The sequence below is a fragment of the Caulobacter sp. FV2ye17ST genome, from assembly GCF_058680955.1.
Genome location: NZ_CM178727.1, coordinates 1,224,869 through 1,241,757 on the forward strand (window position 1 = coordinate 1,224,869; position 16,889 = coordinate 1,241,757).

Here is a 16,889-nt window from a genome sequence, read left to right on the forward strand (position 1 = left end):
TGTGACAATGCGCCACAAAACATCCAGAAAAGCCGTCGCGGTAAGGAATTCAGCAACGGGTCGCGTGGCCAGATGCCGGCGTCTGCCGGGACCCGGGTATGAATCGCAACAATATCGAGCTGAAGATCTTCGGCCTGATCGTGGGCATGGCTGCGGCCATGGTCCTGCTGGCGGCTGGCCTGTTGTTCACCGCCACGCGCCAGGCCGACCTGCGCGAGCGCCAGTATGAGCAAAACCTGGTCGCCAATGGCTTGCGTCAGCGCGGGCGCGAGGTGCAGACCGCGCTGAATCCGTACGTGATCTGGGACGAGGCGATCCACAAGCTGGATAACGACTTCGATCTGGGCTGGGCCAACCAGAACATCGGAACCTCGATCGGCGGCGCCCTGGGCCACAGCGCCGTCTTCGTGCTCGACGCCGATAACCGGCCCATCTACGGCCACATGAACGGCACCGACGTCTCACCGGAATCCTTCAGCCTGTACGCCCCCCGGGCCCAGCATCTGATCGACAAGGTCCGCGCCATCGAGACCGATCCGGCCAAGGTTGCGCGGTTGCGCGCTGTCCATGTCAGCCGGGTCGAGCTCGTCGGCCGCGAGCCGGTCATGATCACCGTATCGCTGGTGCGCCCCGATCTGAAAGCCAAGACCCGGGGCGCGCGCGCGCCGCTGGTGATCTCGGGCATGCCGGTCGCCAGCAGCGTGGTGATGGCCTTCTCTGAACGTTTCCTGCTCAAGAACGCTCGCATCGAAATCGTCCCCGCTGAGCAGATCAAGAGCGAGAACGCCCAGGCCCTGATGGGTCGGGCGCCGGATGGTCGCGGCATCGTGCTGCGCTGGGATCCCCGCCGGCCGGGCGCTGAACTGCTGCAGCAGGCGACACCCATCCTGGCCCTGGCCGCCCTGGCCGCCGCCATCGGCGCCGTGCTGCTGTTCCGCGTCACGCGTCGCGCCGCCAAGAAGCTGCTGCTCAGTGAGGCCGAGGCCAAGCACCTGGCCCTGCATGATCCCCTGACCGGCCTGGCCAACCGCACCCTGTTCACGGACCGCCTGATCCATGCCCACGCCCTCTTGCGGCGCAAGCCCGGCTATCTGGGCGTGCTGTGCGTCGATCTGGACCGGTTCAAGGAGGTCAACGACAGCTATGGCCACGACGCCGGCGATCAGGTGATCCGCGAGGTCGCCCGTCGCCTGCAGGTCATCTGCCGCGAGACCGACACCATCTGCCGTCTGGGCGGCGACGAGTTCGCCATCATCCAGCCCGACACCACGCCCGCCGGCTGCGCCACCCTGGCCCAGCGCGTGGTCGAGGGCCTGTCGGGCGATCTGGACCTCAGCATCGGCCGGGCCGAGCTGTCGTGCTCGGTGGGCGTGGCGGTGGTGTCCGACGCCGACCACGGCCAGGCCGAGATGCTGCGTCAGGCCGACGTGGCCCTGTACCGCGCCAAGGAAGCCGGTCGCGGCCGCTACTGCTTCTTCGAGCCGGAGATGGACGCCGCCCTGCGCCTGCGCAAAGGCCTGGAGCGCGACCTTCGCGCCGCCATCGACCAGGAACGCCTGACCGTCGCCTATCAGCCCCTGACCGACGCGCGCGGCGTCATCCAGGGCGTCGAGGCTCTGGCGCGCTGGCACGATCCCGAGCGCGGCGACATTTCGCCCGCCATCTTCATTCCGCTGGCCGAGTCGACGGGGCTGATCGCCGCCATCGGCCGGTCGGTTTTCCGTCGCGCCTGCTATGACAGCCTGCGCTGGTCGGGGCTGGAAGTGTCGGTCAACGTCTCGGCCCTGCAGCTGTCGGCGCCGGGCTTCGTCGACGAGATTGAGCAGATCCTGGCCGAGACCGGCGCTCAGGCGTCCGGCTTCGTGCTGGAGATCACCGAGACGGCCCTGCTGAAAGACAGCGACGGCGTCCACGACGCCCTGCGCCGCATCAAGCGCCTGGGCTTCCGTCTGGCGCTGGACGACTTTGGCACCGGCTATGCCAGCCTGGCCTATCTGCGCCGCCATCCGATCGACAAGCTGAAGATCGACCGCTCGTTCGTCTCAACCCTGTCGCCCGACGGCGAGGTCACCTCGGTGGCCGGCGCCATCATCAGCCTGGCCAAGTCGCTGGGCCTGAAGACCACGGCCGAGGGCGTCGAGACGCAGGCCCAGTTCGACACCCTGGTGAAGCTGGGCTGTGTCGAATTCCAGGGTTTCCTACTGGCCCGTCCCATGCCCGCCGAAGACATCGCCGCCGCCTGCGAAGCGCGCCAGGCGCTGGCGAACGCCGCCAGGGTCTCGGCCCGCCAGCGTCGCTAGACGCCTTCGCAAAGGAAGGCTGGTCAACCGGCGTTCTTCCACGGCATCCTGCCTCGCAACGGAGGCGCTGACCTCCGAGCATGGGAGGGATGCAGCGTGGATCATCAAGGCATAAGTCGGCGGGGCCTGGCGGCCATGGCTCTGGGCGGAGCGGCCGTGGGCCTGTCGGCTTGCGAGAACAGGCCGGACACCGAGCTTCATCCCAAATCCCGGCAGTTCCCGCAGGACTTCATCTGGGGCGTGGCCTCGGCGGCCTTTCAGACCGAGGGCGCCCAGGCCATCGACGGGCGCGGACCCAGTGTCTGGGACCTGTTCGAAAAGAAGCCGGGCATCGTCGCCGACGGGTCCGACGCCACCGTCGCCACCGACAGCTATCGCCGCTACGCCGACGATGTGGACCTGATCGCCGGGGCGGGGCTAGACGCCTATCGCTTCTCGATCTCCTGGTCGCGTGTGCTGCCGACGGGCGAGGGGGCGATCAATCCGGCGGGCCTGGACCACTATTCGAAGATGGTCGACGCCATGCTGGCCAAGGGGATCACGCCCTACGCCACGCTGTTCCACTGGGACCTGCCACAGGCGCTGCAGGACAAGGGCGGCTGGAAGAACCGCGACACGGCCCTGCGCTTCGCCGACTACGCCCATGCCGTGGTCGACCGGCTGGGAGACCGGCTCAAGCACTATATCGCGCTCAACGAGGCGGCGGTGCACGCGGTGTTCGGCCATGTGCTGGGCGAGCACGCGCCGGGGCTGAAGGACATGGATCTGCTGGGGCCGACCGTCCACCACATGAACCTGGCCCAGGGACTGGCGATGCAGGCGCTACGGGCCGGGCGCGGCGACCTGTCGGTGGGCACCACCATGGCGCTGCAGCCGTGCCGGCCGGCGGGCGGCCAGCTGGCGCTCTGGAACCGCCTGGCGTCGGACGGCCTGGACGCGCTGTGGAACGGCGCGTGGCTGGATCCCCTGTTCAGGGGAACCTATCCCAAGGAATTGCAAGACCTGCTCAAGCCCGGCGTGGTCCGTGACGGCGACATGGCCGCCATCCGCCAGAAGGTCGACTTCCTGGGGGTGAACTATTACGCGCCGGCCTATGTGCGGCTGGACCTGTCCTCGCCCAGCAAGATCGCGCCCGCCAATCCGCCCAAGGGCGCGGAGCTGGACGCCTTTGGCCGTCACATCGACCCGTCGGGCCTGTTTCAGGTGCTGGAGACCGTGCGTCGTGACTATGGCAATCCGCCGGTGCTGATCACCGAGAACGGCTGCTCTGACCCGTTCAGCAAGGGGCCGGCGGTGATCGACGATACGTTCCGGATCAACTATCTGCGCCGCCACCTGGAAGCGGTGCTGGCCGCGCGCGAGGCGGGTTCGCCCATCGGCGGTTATTTCTGCTGGACCCTGCTCGACAATTTCGAGTGGGACCTGGGCTACACGTCCAAGTTCGGCCTGGTGGCGCACGACCGGGCAACCGGCGTGCGCACGCCCAAGGCGTCCTACGGTTGGTTCAAGGCCCTGGCGGCAAGCGGGGCGCTGCCGGTCAAGCCGTAGCGGGTACGACGACTACCTATGATCAAAAAAGGCTGTCATCCCGGACAAGCCCGGCGAAAGCCGGGCGCAGATCCGGGACCGCCGGAAGCGCTGAGTTCAGGCGTCGGTCCCGGATCTTCGCGCTTCGCGCTTGTCCGGGATGACAACCGCTTTTGATCAGATGTAATGGCCCGCCCTTCAGAGGGAGAGCGTCAGTCCGGCTTGCAGACCAGCACTTCCTTGCCGTCGCGCTTGGCGGGGTCCAGGCGGCCGGGGCAGGGCTTGGGATTTGCGAAGTCGATGATGAACTCCGCCTTGGCCGAGGCGGCGGGCTTGGGCGCCGTCGGTTTGGCGGCGACCGGTTTCGTCGCGACCTTGGTTGCTGGCGGCTTGGCGACCGGCTTGGCCACGGGCGCGGGCTTGGGCGCCTCGGTCACCACCGGTTCAGGCGGCGTGGCCTGTTCGACGACGGGCGCCATCACGGGAGCCGGAACCGGTTCCGGCAGGGCCTCGACGGCCGATGCAGGGGCCTGTTCGATCGGCTTGGCGGCGTTGTAGATCAGGGCCTTGCCCAGGATGTTGGACTTCTTCTCCAGGGCCTTGGCGCGGGTTTCGCAGTCGCCGGGCGGCGACCAGCTCATCCACACCTGGGCCAGGCGCGCCTTGTTGGCCGAGTCCGCGCCACTCCAGACCGAGCGGCCCTTCTTGACGGCCGCGCCGCCATATTCCGAGATCGGGCGTGGGCTGGCCTTTTCGGCCGCCGTGATCGCCGCGGTGAACACCTTCATGTCGGCGCGGGCCTGGGCGCGCATCTCGGGATAGGTCTTCAGCGAGGCCGCGACGCCGTCGGGACCGGGAAAGGCCTTCTCGATGCGGGTCACTTCCGGCATCACCTGATCGTAGAGATCGACATAGCCGCCCAGAGCGCCATAGCACCACGCGACATAGCCATAGTCGTCGCTGGGCGGCGTGGCGGCGGGAGCGATGGGCGCCTGGCCCATCATGGCCAGGGCGAGGAAGAGGGCGGTCGCCATGCGGGCGGAAGTCCTTTTGAGATCTGTGACGCTTTGACTAGAGCATTTCGGGGCGGAATGGGACCACAGCATGGCGCCTTTGGCGTCAGCACGATCCCAAGCTGGGCCATAACGGGCGACGGCGTGAAAGGCTCCCTCATGAATTCGGGTTCATCCGGCCGCCCGCGGGGTGGGGACCGCGACAGAATATGTTAGAAGACCGACAGAGAGCGTGATCCGTATCGCGTTGTCGCGCGTACCTGTTCTGTCATCACCTCGCCACCCTTCTGGGCTTTCACCGCTTCCATGACCTTCTGGCGCAACATCGCAACCATAGCCGCGCGCCGGCTTGACCTGGCCGAGTGCCCGGACTGTCCGGCGGGTCTGCCGGGCGAAGATCCTGCGTTCTCGACGGCGGTGACGGCGCTGGGCGCCAAGCTGGCCAAGGCCGACGGCCGCGCCGACGGGCACGAGTTCGCCGCCTTCAGCGAGGTGTTTCAGCCCGATCCGGCCTCGGAAGACAATATCCACCGGCTGTACGACCTGGCGCGCCAGACGACGCATGGGTTTGAGAGCTACGCCAAGCGTCTGGCCAAGCGCTATCGCACCTGCCCGCAGATCCTCGAGGACGTGGTCGACGGGCTGTTCCACATCGCCAAGGCCGATGGCGTGGTGAGCCAGGACGAGCTGGACTATCTGGAGCGGGTGGCGGACCTCTTTGGTCTGTCGTCGCTGGCTTTCCGCCGGCTGCGCGCCGTGCATCTGGGGGCGGACGCCCACGATCCGTACATGATCCTGGACGTCGCGCACGACGCCGACGACGCTGCGGTGCGTTCGGCCTGGAAGATAGCCCTGTCCTCGGCGCACCCCGATCGCGCCCGCGCCCGGGGGCTGCCCAGCGAGTTCATCGAGGTGGCCGAGGCCAAGTCGGCGGCGATCAACGAGGCCTTCAGCACCGTGATGCGCGAGCGTCGCGAGCTGGGTCTGGCCACCGCCGGTTGACCCGCGCGGCGCGAGTCGCGGACCGGGACACTATGTCTCGGGCGAAATGGGCTTTTCAGATCGATCACGCGGGTGTTGAGTTGACCTTCAGCGTCCGTGAACCAACCTTGTTGACCATACGTGCTGAGTTGCAGCCCTAGGCTGGAAAGGGACGATCAATGACGGGTTCGACCACGATGACCGGCGGTTCTGCTCTGCGCAGCCTGGCATGGCTGGCCGGTGCGCTGGCGACTTCCGCCGCTGTCGTCATCGGTTCCGTGCTCGCCGTCGTCTTCGCCGCCACGGTGGTGGTCATCGGTTTCATGGGCAGCGCGCTGTTTGGTCTGGTGGCTCTGGCCCTGCGGGCCCGTCGCACCGTCCAGGCCAAGACCAGCAGCGATCCGACCCTGATCGAAGCCCGCAATGTCGGCGGCCATTCCTGGGTCGCCTACGGCTGGAACGACCGGCCCTAATCTCCAACACTGATTTCCCGCCTTCCCCAACGTCGCCCTTGCGGCGCGCGTCTGTGTGGCCGATGTTGCTTTCAAACAAGCGTTGGGAGGCGAGCATGATCGGTGTAGTGGCGACCTTGAAGGTCCAGGTCGAAAAGACCTCTGAATTTGAAGCGGTGTTCCTGGATCTGGCGGCCAAGGTGAAGGCCAATGAGCCCGGTTGCCTGGTCTACCAACTGACCCGGTCAAAGACCGAAGCGGGCACCTACAAGGTGCTGGAACTGTACGCCTCGATGGATGACCTGAAGGCCCACGGCGGCACCGACTATTTCAAGGCCGGCGGCGCGGCGATGGGGCCTTTCATGGCCGGGCGTCCCGAGATCGAATATCTGGACGCGGTGGAGTAGCAGCCATGGATCTCGCCTTTTCGCCTGAAGACCTGGCCTTCCAGCAGGAAGTCCGCGACTGGATCGCCGGCGCCTATGACGACGATCTGCGCCGGCAGATGAGCCAGTCCAAGAACGGCTATCTGGACAAGGCCGGCCAGGTGAAATGGCAGAAGAAGCTGGCCGAACGCGGCTGGGCCGCGCCCGACTGGCCGGTGGAGTGGGGCGGCTGCGGCTTCACGGCTTCGCAGCGCTACATCTTCAACATGGAGCTGAGCCTGGCGGGCACGCCCAATCCTTCGCCCATGGGCCTGAAGATGTGCGCGCCGGTCATTCTGGCCTTCGGCACCGAAGAGCAGAAGAAGCAGCACCTGCCGCCGATCCTGTCGTCCGACATCTGGTGGTGCCAGGGCTATTCGGAGCCGGGTTCGGGCTCTGACCTGGCCAGCCTGCAGATGAAGGCCGAGCGCGACGGCGACGACTATGTGCTGAACGGCTCCAAGATCTGGACCACCCAGGCCCAGTGGGCCGACTGGATGTTCTGTCTGGTGCGCACCTCGACCGAGGGCAAGCCCCAGAACGGCATCAGCTTCCTGCTGCTGCGCATGGACAGCCCCGGCATCCAGATCAAGCCGCTGCCCACCCTGGACGGCCCGGCCGAGGGCGAGCAGGAAATCAATCAGGTCTTCTTCGACAATGTCCGCGTGCCCGTCGCCAACCGCATCGGCGAGGAGAACAAGGGCTGGACCTACGCCAAGTACCTGCTCGAGTTCGAGCGCGGCAACGCCTATGCGCCCGGCCTGATGAACATGATCCGCAAGGTGCGCAAGATCGCGACGCTGGAGCTGGCCGATGACGGCGGCCGTCTGATCGACGATCCGGACTTCCGCTCCAAGATCGCCAATCTGGAAATCTCGGTCGAGGCGCTGAACGCGGCCGAGCTGCGGATCTTCTCGGGCAAGAGCGCCGGCAAGGCGGTCGGTCCGGTGTCGTCGATGCTCAAGTGCGTGGGCTCCGAAGCCCAGCAGGCGATCACCGAGCTGACCCTGGAAGCGGTCGGAACCTATGCCGCGCCGTTCGTGCGCGACACTTGGGCGCCGACTAACGAAAAGCGGGCGGGTCCCGATTATGCCGCCCCGGCCGCGCCCAGCTATTTCAGCTACCGCAAGGCCTCGATCTATGCCGGATCCAACGAGATCCAGCGCAACATCATGGCCAAGATGGTGCTGGGGCTCTGAAGGTCGGCGTCCTTCGGCGCTCGCGAAGCGGGCTTCGAGGGATGCATGGCTTCTCAACCAGGCACAGGCTCGGTTGCAGATTTTCTGCATAGTCCTTAATCGCAACCCGCTTCATAACGTTCGCAACACCGACCCTCCTTCGGAGCGCCCATGGCCCTCGACGCCCTCTTCAAGCCGTTTGAATTCAAGTCGCTGAAACTGCCCAACCGGGTGGTGATGGCGCCGATGACCCGCTCGTTCTCGCCCGGCGGCGTGGCCACCGACGACGTGGCCGCCTATTACCGTCGGCGCGCCGAGAACCAGGTCGGCCTGATCATCACCGAAGGCACGGGCGTGGCCCGCGACGCCTCGCTGAACGACGCCAATGTCCCGCGCTTCCATGGCGAGAAGGAACTGGCGGCCTGGAAAAAGGTGGTCGACGAGGTCCACGCTGTCGGCGGCCTGATCGCCCCGCAGCTTTGGCACGTGGGCGCCGCCAAGGGTAAGGACGTGCTGGGCAAGATCGACAGCCCCTCAGGCCTGTCCAAGAAGGGCGGCAACCCCTTCACCGAGCCGATGACCGACGAGGAGGTGGCCGACACCATCGCCGCCTTCGCCGACGCCGCCCGCAACGCCAAGCTGCTGGGCTTTGACGCGATCGAGCTGCACGGCGCCCACGGCTATCTGATCGACCAGTTCTTCTGGGAAGGCACCAATGTTCGCGGCGACGCTTTCGGCGGCCCGACGATCGGCGATCGCAGCAAGTTCGCCGCCGAGATCCTGAAGGCCGTTCGCGCCGCTGTGGGTCCCGACTATCCGGTGATCATCCGCCTGTCGCAGTGGAAGCAGCAGGACTATGCCGTCAAGAACGCCGAGACGCCGCAGCTCCTGGAAGCCTGGCTGTCGCCCCTGGCCGACGCCGGCGCCGATATCTTCCACTGCTCGCAACGCCGCTTCTGGGAGCCGGAGTTCGAAGGCAGCGACCTGAACTTCGCCGGCTGGGCCAAGAAGCTGACCGGAGCCCCGACCATCACGGTCGGCTCGGTGGGCCTGTCGGGCGAGTTCATCGCGGCCTTCGGCGGCGAAGGTAGCCAGCCGGCCTCGATCGACGGTCTGCTGGAGCGCCTGGATCGCGGCGAGTTCGACCTGGTCGGCGTGGGCCGCGCCCTGCTGCAGGATCCGGAGTGGGTCGTGAAGATCCGCGAGGGCCGCAACGACGAACTGAAGAGCTTTGAACGCGAAGCCCTGGGCGTTCTCTACTAGGGCCTATCCCCCCTGTTCCGGGGCTGTCCAGCTGGACGGCCCCGGCCCATGGTCGCGCTATCGGACGAGCCGCATTCCGCCGCTCCCGAGCGGAGGCGCGTCATGACCTGGTTGCCCTATATCGCCGGCCTGTTTGCGATGTCGGCGCTTATCCTGCTGGTCATCGGGGCGTTGCTGAAGGACTAGGCGTTGAAGTTCAGCTTCAGCCCAGGCCTCGGCCATCGCGCCTTGTAGAGCTTGCCGGTCCCCGAGGCCGTGATCCACGCATCGCGCATGTCGGCCCCGCCAAAGCAGATGTTGGTGACGATCACGTCCGGAAACGCGAAATGCTCGGTCGTACCGTCGGGATCGAAGGCGGTGATCCCGCCATTGATAATGGTCGCCACGCAGACCTTGCCGCCGGCCTCGACCGCCAGACTGTCCAGCAGCTGATAGCCTGGCAGGTTGCAGACCACATTGCCGGGGGCGAAGCCGGCGTTCGGGGCCAGGACGCCGGGTTCGGCGATATCGAACGACCAGAGGCGCCCCAGGCTGGTGTCGGCCATGTAGACGGTCTTCTCGTCGGGCGAGAGGCCCACGCCGTTGGGCGAGACGAAGTGGTCGCGCTGCCGGGTGATCTTCGAGCCATCGGTCAGGGCGTAGTAGAGCGCGCCGAACTTGCGGCCCTCGGGCGTGCTGCAGCCGTGGTCGGTGAACCAGAACCCGCCCTGCCGGTCGAAAACCAGGTCGTTGGGGCCCACCAGGGGCTTGCCGTCACATTCGGTGTAGAGCGTGGTGATCGCGCCGGTCGCCAGATCCACTCGCTGGATCGAGCCGCCCGTGTGGCTTGGGGGCGTGGGGCCGGGCACGTTCAGGCCGCCCATGTCGATGAACTGGAAGCTGCCGCCGTTATTGGTGACATAGATCGCGCCGTCCGGGCCGATGGCCGCGCCGTTGGGACCGCCGCCGGTCTGCGCGACCGTCTGGCGCTGGCCGTCCGGGGTGATCCGGCTCAGCCGCTGGCCCTGGATCTCGGTAAGGATCACCGAGCCGTCGGCCATGGCGATGGGGCCTTCCGGAAACAGCAGGCCTTCGGCCACCAGTTCGATGTCCATCACGTCTCTCCCTGTGCGCCTCTGACGGGCGGATGAGAGACTATAAGCGCCGGTTTGGATGCGGGGCTAGGATGACCCAACGGCAGCGCCCGGCGCGGCCGCGCCGGGAGCAAGGGCTCGCGTCACCGCGGCGATCAGGCTTTCCCGGTGGATGGGCTTGGCCACGTGGTCGTTCATGCCCGCCAGCCGGCAGCGCGTGATCTGTTCGGGCATGACATCGGCGCTGAGGGCGATGATCGGCGTGCCGGCCACCGCGCCGGGCAGGGACCGAATGGCGCGGGTGGCGGCCAGACCGTCCATGTTGGGCATGTGCACATCCATCAGGATCAGGTCGAAGCCGCCATCGCGCGCCGCGGCCACGGCCTGGACGCCATCCTCGGCGGTGGTGACGACGCAGCCGGCCAGGGTCAGCAGGGCGTGGCCCAGCTCGCGGTTCATCGGATGATCGTCGACCAGCAGCACGCGGGACGCCCCGGGCATGACCCTGTCCTGGCTGCCGGCGCCGAGCGCTGCGGTCGCCACGACCGGCGTCGCCGGCAGGGTGATCCAGAACCGCGAGCCCTGGTCCGGAACACTGTGGACCCCGATCTGGCCGCCCATCTGGTTGATCAGAGCCTTGCTGATCGCCAAGCCCAGACCCGCGCCGCCATAGCTGCGGCTGATCGAGCTGTCGGCCTGGCTGAAGCGCTGGAACAGGCGCGACTGCACCTCGGGCGCGATGCCGATGCCGGTGTCGGCGATCTCGAAGCGGAGGGTTCCGGTCGACGCGTCCAGATCCATGCGCGCCGAGACCTCGCCGGCGGCCGTGAACTTCACCGCGTTGGCCAGCAGATTCAGCAGCACCTGGCCCAGGCGCACCTCGTCCAGGGCGAAGACCGCCGGCTGATCCGTTTCGTCGCCATACAGGGTCACGTTCAGGCGAAGGCCCTTGGCCTCGGCCACGGGCGCGACGATCGCCACGGCGTCGCCCAGCAGGCGCGCGGGCGAGGCGGGCGCCAGGTTCAGGTCCATTCGCCCCGCCTCGACCTTGGCGAAGTCCAGCAGGTCATTGACGATCTCGGCCAGGGATCGCCCGGCGCGGCCGATCAGGTCCAGCCGCCGGCGGCTCTCGGCCGAGAGGCCGGGATCGTCGGCGACCAGGCCGGCAAAGCCCAGCACGCTGTTGAGCGGGGTGCGGATCTCATGGCTGATCGTCGCCAGGAAGTCGGACTTGGCGGCGTTGGCGGCGATGGCCCGCGCCTGGGCGGCCCGCGCGACGGCCTGGCCCCGCAATAGCAGGGTCTGAAGCCGGGCCTGGCGGCTGAGCGCCAGGGCCGCAACCATGCAGACCCCATAAAGGACGATGTGGAACATCAGCGCCTGGTGCAGCGGCGGCAGGGCGATGGCGGGATCTATGCCGGTCTTGCGCAGCACCGCCGGGATGGTGGCCGCCAGCGAGGCGGTGATCACCAGGGCCACGGCGCGCGGCCCGCCCCGGAACACCGCCAGCAGCGCGGGCGCGAACAGCAGCGACTGCAGGAGCGGCTGGGTCGAGAACACGGCGGCGGCGGTCAGCGCGGCGATCAGGGCCATTCCGGCGGCCTCAAGCGGCTGTACGCGGAAGCCGCGCATCAGGCGGGCGTCGAGCAGGATCAGCACCGTGGGCAGGGCCAAGGCCATGCCCAGCACATTGGGCATCGTCCAGTCGTTCAACCCGGTCCAGACCGCCTGCCCGCGTTGAAAGGCCAGTAGCCCACTAATCGCCACCGAGGAGACGGTGGTCAGGAGCGCAGAGATCGCGACCAGCAAGGTCAGGCTGCGCATGTCGCGCACGCGGCTGGGCAGCCGAAGCATCCGCAGCACCCAGGCGATGGCCGCCGCCTGGAGCGTGTCGAGGGTGGTGAGCAGAAGCAGTTGCGGCGGTGGGCTGCCGATCGAAAATTCGATCAGCACGTGCAGCAAGGCGGTCAGGCCCAGAAGCGTCCAGCGATCCTTGCGGTCCATGACCAGCAGGCCCGCGACCAGGACAGCGTTGGCCGTCCAGATCGTGGGCAGGCCATGGGTCGCCCCGGCCAGCAGCAGGCTGTAGCCCATGCATCCGGCGTAGGCGAGCGAGAGGCCCATGAGCCTGCGCCAGTTTGCCGACACTCTGTCGAGATTTACGCTTTTGGACACACCGACCTTCTCTGACCGCCGCGCACCGTGACGCCAAACCGTCGGCTTTTCGTTAAGCGCTGTTGCGGCGGGGTGTCGCGGGTCAGGCTCGATCTAGCTGCCCAAGCCAAGAAGGATGATCGCCACCAGAAACAGCACCAGGGCGATGGCGCAGAAAATCAGTAGCAGAAAGGTTCGCCATACCGCCGAGAACGTGGACAGGCCGTAGGCGCCTTTCAGCTGGGCAAACATGTGAGCGGGCGGCGCCATCAAGGCGATCGGGAGCACGAAGCCGCTGACCCAGGGCAGTTGGCCAAGCAGGCTCAGCGCCATGCTCATCATCGCCATGAAGGTCAGTGAGTACAGTACAAAGACGCCATGATCATAGAGCGTAAATCCACGCTTCCACAGAAACAATATCGCCATGAAGGGTATGGAAAGCGGAACCAGAAGAAACGAGAATTTGTAGAGCGTCTGCTGAAGTTTGTAGAGGGCGAGATCAGGGTTCGCCAGCTTCTTGAGAATCTTCTTGTTTGTTTCTTTGCCGCCGATGACCTGAATCTTGACGTCCTCTTTCGTCACGGCGTCGCGCATCTTGGCTTGCCAACTGCCGGGCGTCAGGCCATCCGGGCGGGGGGCCGCCTCCGCCTCCATTCGCAGGCGGGTCACCCTGTTGCTGGCCTCGGCCAGATCATCGGCAGCCTCGTCCAGATCCTCCGTGGCCTTGGCCAGCAGCGCTTTTGCCTCCGGGACTTCTGACGGGCTGGCGGTCGCGACGTCCTTCTGAGCTTCGGCGAACTCACTCTTGGCCCGGGCGATCGCTTCGTGGGCGGTGGCGACCGATTGGCGCGCCGCCGTCTCGCTGTCGTGGGTGGCGGCCATCTTGAAGGCTTTGTCGCCGCCAAAGCTCAGGATGAAGAACATCAGAAAGATCGTGAACAGGAACAGGCCCAGCGGCGAAACATACCGCGACCGCTTGCCTTCGACCCATTCGCGCGTCAGGCGGCCGGGATTGATCACCAGCAGGGGCACGGTGCGCCAGATGCGTCCGTCGAAGTGCATCACGCCGTGCAGAAGTTCTTCGCCCAGATGCAGCAGCGAGCGGTGAACATGGGTCGGCTGGCCGCAATGGGCGCAGAAGTTGTCGCTGACGGTCTGGCCGCAATCGGTGCAGGCGCCGGAATGAGCCTCGCCCGCTTTGCCCTGCGGCTTTTCCAGCGCGCTGCCCACCAGTCCGCCGGTAACCGCCCCGCCGGCTGCATCCATGTCGATCATCAGTCCGCCCTCTGCCCCGCGCCGTCTCTGCCCCGAGCCGGCGCGATCGTCAAAAGATTCGCCTCGCCCTGGGGCGTGCAGAGCGGATTCTAGCGGCGCTCGAGCACTCGGAAGATGAAAGCATGGTCATCGCCATCACCGGCCGGGTGCGTTTCGCGGCGGACCTCGACCCAGGCGGCCTCGTCGAACGCGGGGAAGGTCACGTCGCCCTCGACCGTGGCGTCGACTTCGGTGATGTACAGCCGCTTGGCCTTGGGCAGGGCCATTTCGAACAGCGCCCGCCCGCCGATCACGCAGACCTCGTCGACGCCGTCGTCCTGGGCCTGTTCGCGGGCCATCTGCACGGCTTCCATGAAGCTCTCGCAGACCACGGCCTTTTCGGACTCGAAGCTGCCGTCGCGGGTCAGCACCAGGTTCATGCGGCCGGGCAGGGGCTTTCTGGGCAGGCTGTCCCAGGTCTTGCGGCCCATGATGATCGGCTTGCCCAGGGTGTTGGCCTTGAACAGGGCCAGGTCTGACTTCAATCGCCAGGGCAGATCGCCGTCGCGACCGATGACGCCGTTGGCGGCGCGCGCCACCACGATGGAGAGGATCGGGATCATGGCCCCCTGCTTAGCCTCGCCCTATCGCGGACGCCAGCCAAGAGACCTTGCCAGTTATCTGAACGTCGTTAACTTGCGGGCGGGGAGAAGCAGAATGACCATATCGGCCTTCGAGATGCACATGGCCCGCACCGGCGGCGTCGAGGTTCTGCAGGGCCGTTCCGTCGCCCTGGATCCGCCGGGGCCGGGCGAGGCGCGGGTGGCGATCGAGGCGGCGGGCGTCGCCTTCGCCGACATCGTCATGCGCACGGGGCTCTATCCCGGGGTCAAGGCGCCGGTGACGCCGGGCTATGATCTGGTCGGCCGGATCGAGGCGCTGGGACCGGGGGTCGAAGGCCTCGCGGTGGGGCAGCGCGTGGCCGCCCTGACCGTGACGGGCTCCTATGCCGATCGGCGCAATGTCGAGGCGCGCCATCTGGTCGCCGCGCCCGAGGGCGTCGCCGCGGAGGCCCTGGTGGCCGGAGTTCTGAATGGCCTGACGGCCTGGCAGATGTTCAACCGCGTCGCCTCGGCCGAGGTCGGCGAATGGGTTCTGGTGCATGGCGCCGCGGGCGGCGTCGGCGGCCTGCTGCTGGACTTGGCGCGTCTGGCGGGCGTGCGGGCGATCGGCACGGCGTCGGCGGGCAAGCGCGCGGTGGTCGAGGCCAAGGGCGGTGTCCACATCGACTATCGCAGCCAGCCCGTGGCGCAACTGGCCCAGGCCATCTCCGGCGGCGGCGTGGTCGCGGCCTTTGACCATGTCGGCGGACCCCACCTGAAGACCGCCTCGATCGCCGCCCTGCGCCATGGCGGAAACGCGGTGCTGTATGGTGGCTACGACGCCACGCGGGGCGGCAAGACGCGGCCCGGCGCGATGATCAAGATGCTGATGGCCGATCGGCTGTCGGCGCTGAAGCTGTTCTCGGCCAGCCAGGGCGTGGTCGGCTACAACGTCACCTCATGGCGTGACGCACGGCCCGAGGCCTATCGGCAGGATCTGGCGGCGGTGATGGCCCTGATCGGCGCGGGCAGGCTCAACCCGCAGATCGGCGCGACCTTCCCCCTGGCCGAGGCGGCCAAGGCCCAAGAGCTTTTGCAGTCGACCGGGGTGGCGGGGAAGATCGTCCTGAAACCCTAGACCGAGACCTCGGCCTTGATGTGCGGGTGGGCCTCGTAGCCCTCCAGCGTGAAGTCTTCGTATTCGAACCCGAACAGGTCGCGCTTGTCGGCGATGGTCAGGGTGGGGAAGGGGAAGGGCTCGCGGGTCAGCTGTTCGCGGGCCTGGTCCAGATGGTTCAGATACAGGTGAGCGTCGCCGAAGGTGTGGACGAACTCGCCCGGCTCCAGCCCCACCACCTTGGCGACCATCAGGGTCAGCAGGGCATAGGAGGCGATGTTGAACGGCACGCCCAGGAAGACGTCGGCGCTGCGCTGGTAGAGTTGGCAGCTCAGTTTCCCGTCCGCGACGAAGAACTGGAACAGGCAGTGGCAGGGCGGCAGGGCCATGTCCTCGACATCGGCCGGGTTCCAGGCGCTGACGATGTGCCGGCGGCTGTTGGGGTTGGTCTTCAGGCCTTCGATCAGATTCTGGATCTGGTCGATGGATCCGCCGTCGGGCGTGGCCCACGAGCGCCACTGCTTGCCATAGACGGGGCCCAGATCGCCGTTTTCGTCGGCCCACTCATCCCAGATGCGGACGCCGTTTTCCTTCAGCCAGGCGATGTTGGTGTCGCCCTTCAGGAACCACAGCAGCTCGATGAAGATCGAGCGCAGGTGCAGCTTCTTGGTGGTCAGGACCGGGAAGCCCTTGGACAGGTCAAAGCGGATCTGTCGGCCAAACACGCCCAGCGTGCCGGTGCCCGTGCGGTCGCCGCGCTGGACGCCGTTTTCCAGGATATCGGCGAGCAGGTTCAGGTACTGCCGCTCGGGATGGTCGGCGGCGGCTTTGGGCGGGGCGAGGACGGCGGTGCTCATGACCGGCAGAGTGGCCGCGAATCGCGCGTTTGCACAGTGCGGCGCCCCGGCCTGTCCACAGGCGGGCGCGGATTCACCCCGCGAATCCGCCCTCGTCGAGAAACGCCTGCTCCTCCGGCGTCGTTTCGCGGCCCAGGGCGGCGTTGCGATGGGGAAAGCGGCCGAAGCGGGCGATGATGTCGCGATGCTCGATCGCCCACTTGATGGTGTCTTCATCGCCGCTGTCGGCCTGCAGGGCGGCGCACAGCTCGACGCAGAACTCCTGGTCGGCCAACGACTCCGAGTGCTCGAACGGCAGGTAGAAGAACGGCCGCAACTGCGCCTCGACGGCCTGATCGTGACCGTCAGCCAGAGCGGCGCGGGCGAACATGCGGGCCAGGGGATCGGTGGCGAAGGCGTGGGCGGTGTTGCGGTACAGATTGCGCGGAAACTGATCCAGCAGGATCAGCAGGGCCAGGGCGCCTTCGGGGCTTCCGGTCCAGTGATCGTAACGGCGCTGGGCGGCTCTATAGTGGGTCTGCTCGAACTTGAGGGCGATGATCGAATCAAAGCCGGCGTCCTTGGCGAACCATTTTTTGGGACCGGCCGAGCGCCAGAAGCCTACGATATCCATGGGGTGGGCGGGCATCTGAGGTCCTGGTGTATCCGTTCAAACGCGGTTCATCCGCGACAGCCGATGTTGCTATCAAGGGA

Annotated in this window: 16 protein-coding genes; 9 read left to right on the forward strand and 7 right to left on the reverse strand. The window is 66.9% G+C overall.

The window, feature by feature from the left end:
* Positions 1–98: 98 nt before the first annotated feature.
* The gene (locus ACW17V_RS05820; RefSeq protein ID WP_492107915.1) at positions 99–2,300 is read left to right on the forward strand and encodes a bifunctional diguanylate cyclase/phosphodiesterase; all 2,202 of its coding nucleotides are present in this window, start codon (positions 99–101) and stop codon (positions 2,298–2,300) included.
* 96 nt (positions 2,301–2,396) lie between these two features.
* The gene (locus ACW17V_RS05825; RefSeq protein ID WP_492107916.1) at positions 2,397–3,848 is read left to right on the forward strand and encodes a GH1 family beta-glucosidase; all 1,452 of its coding nucleotides are present in this window, start codon (positions 2,397–2,399) and stop codon (positions 3,846–3,848) included.
* 191 nt (positions 3,849–4,039) lie between these two features.
* Here the strand turns inward: ACW17V_RS05825 and ACW17V_RS05830 are convergent, their stop codons facing one another.
* A complete protein-coding gene (locus ACW17V_RS05830; RefSeq protein WP_492107917.1) occupies positions 4,040–4,861 on the reverse strand; it encodes a hypothetical protein in 822 nt (273 codons plus the stop codon).
* A 285-nt stretch (positions 4,862–5,146) separates the two neighbouring features.
* Here ACW17V_RS05830 and ACW17V_RS05835 point away from each other — a divergent pair, with 285 nt between their 5' ends.
* The 6 genes from ACW17V_RS05835 to ACW17V_RS05860 all read left to right on the forward strand — a co-directional run bounded on the left by ACW17V_RS05835 (position 5,147) and on the right by ACW17V_RS05860 (position 9,325).
* Positions 5,147–5,842 (forward strand): TerB family tellurite resistance protein, encoded by a 696-nt coding sequence (locus ACW17V_RS05835; RefSeq protein WP_492107918.1) that lies wholly within the window; start codon positions 5,147–5,149, stop codon positions 5,840–5,842.
* 158 nt (positions 5,843–6,000) lie between these two features.
* Positions 6,001–6,294: a hypothetical protein gene (locus ACW17V_RS05840; protein ID WP_492107919.1), complete on the forward strand. Its 294-nt coding sequence runs from the start codon at positions 6,001–6,003 to the stop codon at positions 6,292–6,294.
* A 95-nt stretch (positions 6,295–6,389) separates the two neighbouring features.
* Positions 6,390–6,680, forward strand: a complete 291-nt coding sequence (locus ACW17V_RS05845; protein ID WP_492107920.1) for a putative quinol monooxygenase — start codon at positions 6,390–6,392, stop codon at positions 6,678–6,680.
* 5 nt (positions 6,681–6,685) lie between these two features.
* Positions 6,686–7,897, forward strand: coding sequence for an acyl-CoA dehydrogenase family protein (locus tag ACW17V_RS05850; protein ID WP_492107921.1), 1,212 nt, complete (start codon positions 6,686–6,688; stop codon positions 7,895–7,897).
* A gap of 150 nt (positions 7,898–8,047) precedes the next feature.
* Complete coding sequence (locus tag ACW17V_RS05855) at positions 8,048–9,139, forward strand: NADH:flavin oxidoreductase (RefSeq protein ID WP_492107922.1); 1,092 nt, start codon at positions 8,048–8,050, stop codon at positions 9,137–9,139.
* A 48-nt stretch (positions 9,140–9,187) separates the two neighbouring features.
* On the forward strand, positions 9,188–9,325 hold the full coding sequence (locus ACW17V_RS05860) for a hypothetical protein (protein ID WP_492107923.1): 138 nt from the start codon (positions 9,188–9,190) through the stop codon (positions 9,323–9,325).
* Here the strand turns inward: ACW17V_RS05860 and ACW17V_RS05865 are convergent.
* The 4 genes from ACW17V_RS05865 to ACW17V_RS05880 form a co-directional block, all read right to left on the reverse strand.
* Complete coding sequence (locus tag ACW17V_RS05865) at positions 9,322–10,233, reverse strand: SMP-30/gluconolactonase/LRE family protein (RefSeq protein WP_492107924.1); 912 nt, start codon at positions 10,231–10,233, stop codon at positions 9,322–9,324. The two genes, ACW17V_RS05860 and ACW17V_RS05865, sit on opposite strands and share 4 nt — an antisense overlap.
* Positions 10,234–10,299: 66 nt before the next feature.
* Entirely contained in the window at positions 10,300–12,336 is a 2,037-nt protein-coding gene (locus tag ACW17V_RS05870) for an ATP-binding protein (RefSeq protein ID WP_492107925.1), read from the reverse strand.
* 144 nt (positions 12,337–12,480) lie between these two features.
* Positions 12,481–13,641 (reverse strand): DUF3667 domain-containing protein, encoded by a 1,161-nt coding sequence (locus ACW17V_RS05875; RefSeq protein WP_492107926.1) that lies wholly within the window; start codon positions 13,639–13,641, stop codon positions 12,481–12,483.
* 89 nt (positions 13,642–13,730) lie between these two features.
* Positions 13,731–14,243, reverse strand: a complete 513-nt coding sequence (locus tag ACW17V_RS05880; protein WP_492107927.1) for a dihydrofolate reductase — start codon at positions 14,241–14,243, stop codon at positions 13,731–13,733.
* Positions 14,244–14,337: 94 nt separating this feature from the next.
* On the opposite strand from ACW17V_RS05880, the gene ACW17V_RS05885 reads away from it, so the two are divergent.
* Positions 14,338–15,360: a zinc-binding dehydrogenase gene (locus ACW17V_RS05885; RefSeq protein ID WP_492107928.1), complete on the forward strand. Its 1,023-nt coding sequence runs from the start codon at positions 14,338–14,340 to the stop codon at positions 15,358–15,360.
* Here the strand turns inward: ACW17V_RS05885 and ACW17V_RS05890 are convergent.
* A complete protein-coding gene (locus tag ACW17V_RS05890; protein ID WP_492107929.1) occupies positions 15,357–16,196 on the reverse strand; it encodes a thymidylate synthase in 840 nt (279 codons plus the stop codon). The genes ACW17V_RS05885 and ACW17V_RS05890 overlap by 4 nt on opposite strands.
* Before the next feature lie 73 nt (positions 16,197–16,269).
* Positions 16,270–16,824 (reverse strand): DUF924 family protein, encoded by a 555-nt coding sequence (locus ACW17V_RS05895; RefSeq protein WP_492107930.1) that lies wholly within the window; start codon positions 16,822–16,824, stop codon positions 16,270–16,272.
* Positions 16,825–16,889 lie beyond the last annotated feature (65 nt).

Coding starts and splice junctions, on each gene's coding strand:
- ACW17V_RS05840 (WP_492107919.1), top strand. CDS start 6,001: ATGACGGGTTCGACCACGATGACCGGCGGTTCTGCTCTGCGCAGCCTG.
- ACW17V_RS05850 (WP_492107921.1), top strand. CDS start 6,686: ATGGATCTCGCCTTTTCGCCTGAAGACCTGGCCTTCCAGCAGGAAGTC.
- ACW17V_RS05880 (WP_492107927.1), bottom strand. CDS start 14,243: ATGATCCCGATCCTCTCCATCGTGGTGGCGCGCGCCGCCAACGGCGTC.
- ACW17V_RS05845 (WP_492107920.1), top strand. CDS start 6,390: ATGATCGGTGTAGTGGCGACCTTGAAGGTCCAGGTCGAAAAGACCTCT.
- ACW17V_RS05895 (WP_492107930.1), bottom strand. CDS start 16,824: ATGCCCGCCCACCCCATGGATATCGTAGGCTTCTGGCGCTCGGCCGGT.
- ACW17V_RS05860 (WP_492107923.1), top strand. CDS start 9,188: ATGGTCGCGCTATCGGACGAGCCGCATTCCGCCGCTCCCGAGCGGAGG.
- ACW17V_RS05870 (WP_492107925.1), bottom strand. CDS start 12,336: ATGGGCCTCTCGCTCGCCTACGCCGGATGCATGGGCTACAGCCTGCTG.
- ACW17V_RS05875 (WP_492107926.1), bottom strand. CDS start 13,641: ATGATCGACATGGATGCAGCCGGCGGGGCGGTTACCGGCGGACTGGTG.
- ACW17V_RS05830 (WP_492107917.1), bottom strand. CDS start 4,861: ATGGCGACCGCCCTCTTCCTCGCCCTGGCCATGATGGGCCAGGCGCCC.
- ACW17V_RS05890 (WP_492107929.1), bottom strand. CDS start 16,196: ATGAGCACCGCCGTCCTCGCCCCGCCCAAAGCCGCCGCCGACCATCCC.
- ACW17V_RS05835 (WP_492107918.1), top strand. CDS start 5,147: ATGACCTTCTGGCGCAACATCGCAACCATAGCCGCGCGCCGGCTTGAC.
- ACW17V_RS05865 (WP_492107924.1), bottom strand. CDS start 10,233: ATGGACATCGAACTGGTGGCCGAAGGCCTGCTGTTTCCGGAAGGCCCC.
- ACW17V_RS05885 (WP_492107928.1), top strand. CDS start 14,338: ATGACCATATCGGCCTTCGAGATGCACATGGCCCGCACCGGCGGCGTC.
- ACW17V_RS05855 (WP_492107922.1), top strand. CDS start 8,048: ATGGCCCTCGACGCCCTCTTCAAGCCGTTTGAATTCAAGTCGCTGAAA.
- ACW17V_RS05820 (WP_492107915.1), top strand. CDS start 99: ATGAATCGCAACAATATCGAGCTGAAGATCTTCGGCCTGATCGTGGGC.